At 52.2% G+C, this 6,038-nt stretch carries 8 protein-coding genes; 2 read left to right on the top strand and 6 right to left on the bottom strand.

Going from position 1 to position 6,038, the window contains the following annotated elements; all coding sequences use genetic code 11:
* Window positions 1–39: 39 nt before the first annotated feature.
* From JRI89_16585 to JRI89_16575, 3 genes are all read right to left on the bottom strand, one after another.
* Entirely contained in the window at window positions 40–1,002 is a 963-nt protein-coding gene (locus JRI89_16585) for a 4Fe-4S binding protein (GenBank protein ID MBW2072849.1), read from the bottom strand.
* Window positions 1,003–1,214: 212 nt separating this feature from the next.
* Window positions 1,215–1,691 (bottom strand): PaaI family thioesterase, encoded by a 477-nt coding sequence (locus JRI89_16580; protein MBW2072848.1) that lies wholly within the window; start codon window positions 1,689–1,691, stop codon window positions 1,215–1,217.
* Between the two features lie 12 nt (window positions 1,692–1,703).
* Window positions 1,704–2,552 (bottom strand): sulfurtransferase, encoded by an 849-nt coding sequence (locus JRI89_16575; GenBank protein ID MBW2072847.1) that lies wholly within the window; start codon window positions 2,550–2,552, stop codon window positions 1,704–1,706.
* Between the two features lie 544 nt (window positions 2,553–3,096).
* Between JRI89_16575 and JRI89_16570 the strand changes: the two genes are divergently transcribed.
* A complete protein-coding gene (locus tag JRI89_16570) occupies window positions 3,097–3,858 on the top strand; it encodes a DUF4382 domain-containing protein (GenBank protein MBW2072846.1) in 762 nt (253 codons plus the stop codon).
* Window positions 3,859–3,910: 52 nt separating this feature from the next.
* Here the strand turns inward: JRI89_16570 and JRI89_16565 are convergent, their stop codons facing one another.
* Together JRI89_16565 and JRI89_16560 are read right to left on the bottom strand one after the other, a co-directional pair.
* Complete coding sequence (locus tag JRI89_16565) at window positions 3,911–4,108, bottom strand: hypothetical protein (protein ID MBW2072845.1); 198 nt, start codon at window positions 4,106–4,108, stop codon at window positions 3,911–3,913.
* Between the two features lie 68 nt (window positions 4,109–4,176).
* The gene (locus tag JRI89_16560; GenBank protein ID MBW2072844.1) at window positions 4,177–4,416 is read right to left on the bottom strand and encodes a hypothetical protein; all 240 of its coding nucleotides are present in this window, start codon (window positions 4,414–4,416) and stop codon (window positions 4,177–4,179) included.
* A gap of 120 nt (window positions 4,417–4,536) precedes the next feature.
* Between JRI89_16560 and JRI89_16555 the strand changes: the two genes are divergently transcribed.
* Window positions 4,537–4,782 carry a hypothetical protein gene (locus tag JRI89_16555; protein ID MBW2072843.1) on the top strand — a complete coding sequence of 82 codons (246 nt, stop codon included), beginning with the start codon at window positions 4,537–4,539 and terminating at the stop codon, window positions 4,780–4,782.
* A 502-nt stretch (window positions 4,783–5,284) separates the two neighbouring features.
* Here JRI89_16555 and JRI89_16550 read toward each other — a convergent pair.
* On the bottom strand, window positions 5,285–6,038 hold a 754-nt coding region (locus tag JRI89_16550), incomplete at its 5' end, for a rod shape-determining protein (protein ID MBW2072842.1).

Genomic DNA, 6,038 nt, shown 5'->3' with positions numbered 1-6,038 from the left:
TGAAAAAGGAGGGATTGGTCTATTGCTTCTCGTTGCTTATCAAGTGGATTTGGGCGCCAGCAGCCTGTCTATTTTAGACCTCACCATCATTTTGAGAATACTAGTGGGTCTCAGTTTACCCCTTGTTTTGGCGAGTTTATAGGAGGCCTGGTAGATGTCTCTTGGTATTTCAGTTTGCTCTGTCGAGGGTTTGCGCACAAGGGTGAGGGACCCTGTGGGGCAGGTGGAGACGCAGAGGCCGCAGCCTATACAACGGTCGCTGTTGAGTAAGACGGTATCACTCTCGAGGCTTATGGCTTCCATCTGACAGCGATCCACGCAGATGCCACAGCCCGAGCAGGTTTCGCTGTCTGCAGTCGCCCTGAACGGCGTGCTCACCAGGCTGGCAGGTCTAGGGTGCCGCTTGATGTTTTTCAATATCTGGCAGCAACAGCCGCAACAGCAGCAAATCCAGACTATATCTCTGGAATTGCTAGGCTGGAGCACCAGACCTTCTTTATCCGCCTGCTGCAGGATGTGGAGAGCTTCCTGGACGTCTATTTCCCTGCCTACTTTGAGGGCCCGGTCATGATCCACTGCCATGCCGAAAACCAGGCAGCTCTCCAGGAGCTTGCCGCAACCTTCGCCCATAATGGCATGCTCCTGACGGCAGATGCAGGGTCGTACACCAAATCTCTTCTGGGATCGTACCAGCTCTTCAGCCTTCTCGTGGGAGAGCACCTTGTGCTGCACCGATAGACTTCGGCCCACCGGTATGGTGCGCATTTGCGGAAACTTCCATGCCTCGGCGAAAAGAGCAGGAATGTATTCGTTCATATCCTTTATCAACTCGCGGTCAAGCTTATCGACCTGGTACTCCCAGATGCCCACCACATATTGGGCAGCCATATACCTGACAGTTCCTTTGCGACTCTGCTGCCTGAGAATAAGGCCTTTGTGCGCCATTTCTTCCAGGAGGGTGGCTGCCTCTTTGCTGGACAAACCAGCACGGCGGGCAATCACGCGGGCTTCCTCGGGAATGACAGTCAGGTGCAGGGCCAGCTGCGCCTGCTCAGGAGTGAAAAGCTTTTTCAGGATGCGCAGCTCAACTCCACTATCTGTAGAAGGAAAGCCACCTGGCAGATTGTCCAGATGTACTGAGATTGTCCAGATGTACTGCCAACCGGCGATACAGGTCAGAACTCATGGAGCCCCCTTCGAAGGCCAGGATAAAATCAATTGTCCTGTTTGATGAAATTCTCAGGCATTTGCACGGTTACCACTCGTCCTCGAGCACAAAGTTCTCCTCTTGCGGACAGGGTGACCGCCACCACAACCTTGCGCCCCTTGAGTTCTTCGACTCTGGCTCTCAGCTCTAACAGGGCATCGATGGGAGTTGGCTGCAGGTAGTCAACGTGCAGGGAGGCGGTGACAAAGCGGAACGGCGGCTCTGTATCCATATCTCTGCCTTCGGCGCGATAGGAGGCTGCGGCCGCGGTGCCAGTGGCATGGCAATCAATGAGCGAGGCGATCAGTCCGCCATAGACGAAGCCTGGAATGGCGGTGTGGTATGGTTTTGGCTTGAAGGTGGCTACAGCTTCCTCACCATCCCAGTAACTCTTGATCTGCAGCCCGTGATCATTAAGACGGCCGCAACCATAGCAGTAGCTCAGCTGATCCGGATAGTAATCTTGAAAGGCTTTCTGTTCCATGGACTCCTCCATTCATAAGGCGTTTGGATTTGGCTGCGGGCACTCGGCCAGTGCTCTGGCAATGCTACGCATGTGTTCTTTTTCAGCCTGGGCAATCTTGAGAAAGGCGGCTCGAGTCTCCCGGTTGTCAACCTCTTCTGCCACAGTGCGATACAGATCAAAGGCTGAATATTCAATGTCGAGTGCCATCTCCAGAAGGCGGAGACACTGGTCCTCTGCCACTGCCTCCAGTGTATTGAGAACTTCGGCTAAGGTAGCACCGCCTTCGAGGATTTCGCCGTCAAGGCTGGCAAAGAGCTCTTCAAAGGGTTGCATCTCCTTTCCAGCCTGGGCGAGGATGTTATAGATGACCCTGGCGTGCGCAGTTTCGGCATTAGCAAGGTGCTGGATAGCCTCGCTGAAAGATTCTGAAGAGAACTTGCGGAGAATGTGACGGTAGAAACGGTAAGCGCCCTTTTCCAGATCCATGGATGTGAAAAGGAGTTCTGTGAGAGGCCTGCTCTTGTCCAACAATTGAATTTTGGGCATATCTGGGACAACCCTGTCTTGCCATGCAAGAATGCCACCTTCGAGACTATAAAGGTTCTTGCTGGAAAGTTCGAGTTCACCAGCCAGGGTGGCTGCAGCCCGTGATCGACTGCCGCTGCGACAATAGAAGACAATGTCCTGGTCAGGGGGCAAATCAAAGATATTGCTCTCGAGATCCATGAGCGGCATCAGTCTGGCACCAGCTATGTGGCCATCCTCATATTCCCAGGGCTGCCTGACGTCGATAATGAGGTAGTCGCCTTCCTTTTTTGTTTCAATGTACTTCTTGAGTTCGCCAGCCGAGAGATTCTTGAAAGCAAATCTGCTGCTCATGAAAGTCGCCTTTCTAACTTCTACCCCGGAATCCATGGAGCAGAGGTTGTTGTCTCCGGGGTACACACTGTTTTCGACCAGGATGGACCTCAGCCGGAACCCGGATAGGCGCTCACATAACCCAGATTCATAGCAGTTGTCAACAGACAGTGGCGCCAAAAAGCGATCGTCGTCTTCAGGTATTAAAGGTATAATACAAAATCCAGGCGTAAATATAGGCGCGCAGAAACATAATAAACTGGACCTCGAGCCTGGACAGAGAATCAGTCCAGGTGCGGAACTCCGCAGTGATGCCACGCTCTTGCTGCCCTGTGCCATGATGGAGCTGCCTGCACCTGCAGTGCCAGCGGCGGGCATCATCTCGGGGTGGGAGCGGCCGTCTGTGAAGGCCGACAGCTCGATGGCGGAAGCAAAAATAAGGTTGTCCATGAAATACAGGATGCTTTTTTCCTTTCTTTTATTGACATTTCCCCTGTTTGTCAGTTGCTCTGGGAATACGCAGGCAGAATTTCATGCCAGTTTCAATGAGGAAAGAGGGGGTACAGTGGCAGTGAGAGTCACTGATGCAGCTCCACTACTGCCACAGGCAAGTGAGCAACTTTTTGTAGCTTTCGAGGGGGTGAAGGTTCTCGAAGAGGGGGGGCAATGGCGGCTGTTGCCTATGATAGAGTCCCCTTACGTGGTTGACATGCTGGAGTTGAACACGGGAAGAGCGGCAACAATGGTGCCTGCCGGGGATCTTGCAGCAGGAAGTTATACTCATCTCCGTATATTGTTGAGTCAAGCCAGCATTGTGGTGAACGGAGTCGCCCATCAGGTAGAAATACCTCCTGGAGAAAGAGAGCAGATTCTAGAATACTATTTTGAGTTGCAACCGGCTGAGACCCTGGACCTCACTGTTGATCTGGTTTTGAGCGAATCTTTGCAAGTTGTCCACAGAGTGGGCCATGCTGTCTATGAGCTGCAGCCGGTTTTTCATGTCAACCAGACAGAGAAGGCAGCAATTATTAGAGGCGAGGTTTCTTCTTTCACCTTTGACGAACTGGGCTGTTCGGAGATTACTGCATCTGTGATTGCCGATACTGACCGCAGCGGCAGTCTGAGTGCAGCAGACGAAGAATACACCAGAGTGGTAATCAGTGAACATGAAGCCAGGTTTTCTATTTTCTGGTTGGCACCCCTGGAGGGCTACACGGTGAGGCTGCTGGATTGCAGCGGAAGAGAAGTTGCCTTCGAGGAATTTGTCTATCCAGCGGACCTGCAAGAGGGCGATGTCTTCGAACTCAACAAGGGCGTGCCGATCTGACACCAGATGGTCTTGACGACTACAGTTTTTGGCGAGATGGAATCTAGAGGGACTAGAATCGACCCCAGGCTACATAGTTTCGCAAGTTATCTTGCAAGGGATTGTCCAGGATTCTTACAGAGGTCGGGTTTTCAAAAGCAAATTCCTGCTGGTAGGAAGGAACAGGAATAGTGAACAATTCCATGGTGTCTTTTTGGAAGCGAATCCTGATGCGAATGCCCTCGATGTCAAGCGGTTCGGAGCAGTCCATATGGAGCCCCTGATTGTACTTCCCAGGCGTGCCTCTATTGAGCGGCGTGGCTAACCCGGGGTAGAGCTTCAATGAGTTACCACTTTCTCTTCCTGCTCTGGGGTAATTTCCAGATGCCAGGAACGGCCGCAGCCATAGCGGCATCTGATATAAATTGGCAATATCTTGCCGCCCTGACAGCCAAATGGCACTTCACCTACATTGCACTCTATGCCGCAGCTTCGACAGAAATAAGCGTAGCCATCAGCATAACGCGGGTCGTCCCTGCGTTCAAACAGCGTCTCTATTGCCCAGAGATTATCAGACATGGAGTCGTGCCTCTTGTGCAAAACTGTAAGTACGTTGCGTAGTTATGCAACATTAGTGCCACTGGACAAAAGGCTACGCCGACTCAACAGGACTTGACAGACCACAAGATTTGCATTGCCATGGCATATGGGCAGTATGTCTACCTGGTGGAGGCAGCAAGTACCATGAAACTGAGATGCCCCGAGCACATCACGCACAGGAGATTTATCAGGGAGTCATACGACAGTGCCGGAAAAAAGGTGAATGTGGAGATAGTAGATGAACATGGCAGATTGGCTGGCGAGCCGCTCGATTTATATACCGGAGATGTGAGGTATAAATTTTTTTGTGCTGAATGTGGTGCGCCGGCTGTAGAGATGGCCTGAGTTGGGGCAGACATTGGCTTGTTCTTGGGGATCGTGGCTCCATAGGCGGGCAGTACAAAAAGAGAGGAGTGCTACTTGCCTTCGGCACCTCCGGTGCCGCTCCTGTCGATGTTTCAGGCGCTGCAGAGAGATTTGGGCAGCTGCTGACTTCCTCTGGCCAGGCGCTCGAGAAACCGGCGCCACCAACCGACTTTGGAGGGTTTGTGGTAAGGCTTGCGAGTAATCTTGATCCTGTTGCGATTGTCCATTTTAAGGTCCTCAATCAAAGGTTTATTTAATAGTAACCGGGATGTGCCGTGCTAGCAAGTGCTAATGTGTCGGAGTATAGCAAGTCAGATATCAACGGGATGCGAGAAAACCTGAAAGGACTTGCGTGGGAGGGAACTTTGACTAGCGGCAGAATAGCCTGCAGACGATCCAGTCTAGACTCACGAGCTCGGGCAGCCTAATTAACGAATGGCAAAGAAGATTGCCAGATTTGGCAAATGGCAGAAAAGGATGATCAAATCATCACGTCTCTCAAGGTGTCGATGTTGTCCAGGGCAAGTCCTGAACCAAGCACCACAGTCGAGAGAGGATCTTCAGTTATGGTAATGGGCAGGCCCGTTTGTTCCCGAAGAAGCTTGTCCATATTCTTGAGTAAGGCACCTCCCCCTGTAAGTACAATGCCGTTGTCCATTACATCGGCAGCCAGTTCTGGAGGGGTCTGTTCGAGAGCAATTTTCACTGTGTCCACAATAGCCTTTACCTGTTCGCTGATTGACTCACGCACCTCATCAGAATCGATGCGGGTGATCTTGGGAATGCCTGTAGTGAGATCTCTGCCCTTTATTTGCATATGCTCCACTTCGTTGTTCGGGAAGGCATTGCCAATGGTTGTTTTTATCAGTTCGGCAGTGCGTTCACCAATCAACAGATTATACTTGTTTTTGATGTAGTGCGTTATTGCCTCATCCATCTTGTCGCCGCCGACCTTCACCGATTTGCTGTAGACGATGCCTGCCAGGGAGATTACTGCCACTTCAGTGGTGCCGCCGCCGATATCCACCACCATGTTGCTGGTGGGCTCGGTGATGGGCAAGCCTGCGCCAATGGCTGCAGCCATAGGCTCCTCGATGAGAAACACCTCGCGCGCTCCGGCCGACTCTGCTGACTCGCGTACTGCCCTCTTTTCCACCTGCGTGATCCCGGAAGGAACGCAGACAATGATCCGGGGCCGTATGAGGGTGCGCCGGTTGTGCACTTTCCTGATGAAA

Source organism: Deltaproteobacteria bacterium, from assembly GCA_019309045.1.
Lineage (GTDB): Bacteria > Desulfobacterota > Syntrophobacteria > BM002 > BM002 > JAFDGZ01.
Note: the sequence above shows the minus strand (reverse complement) of the source record. Positions and strands in the feature narration are given on the sequence as shown.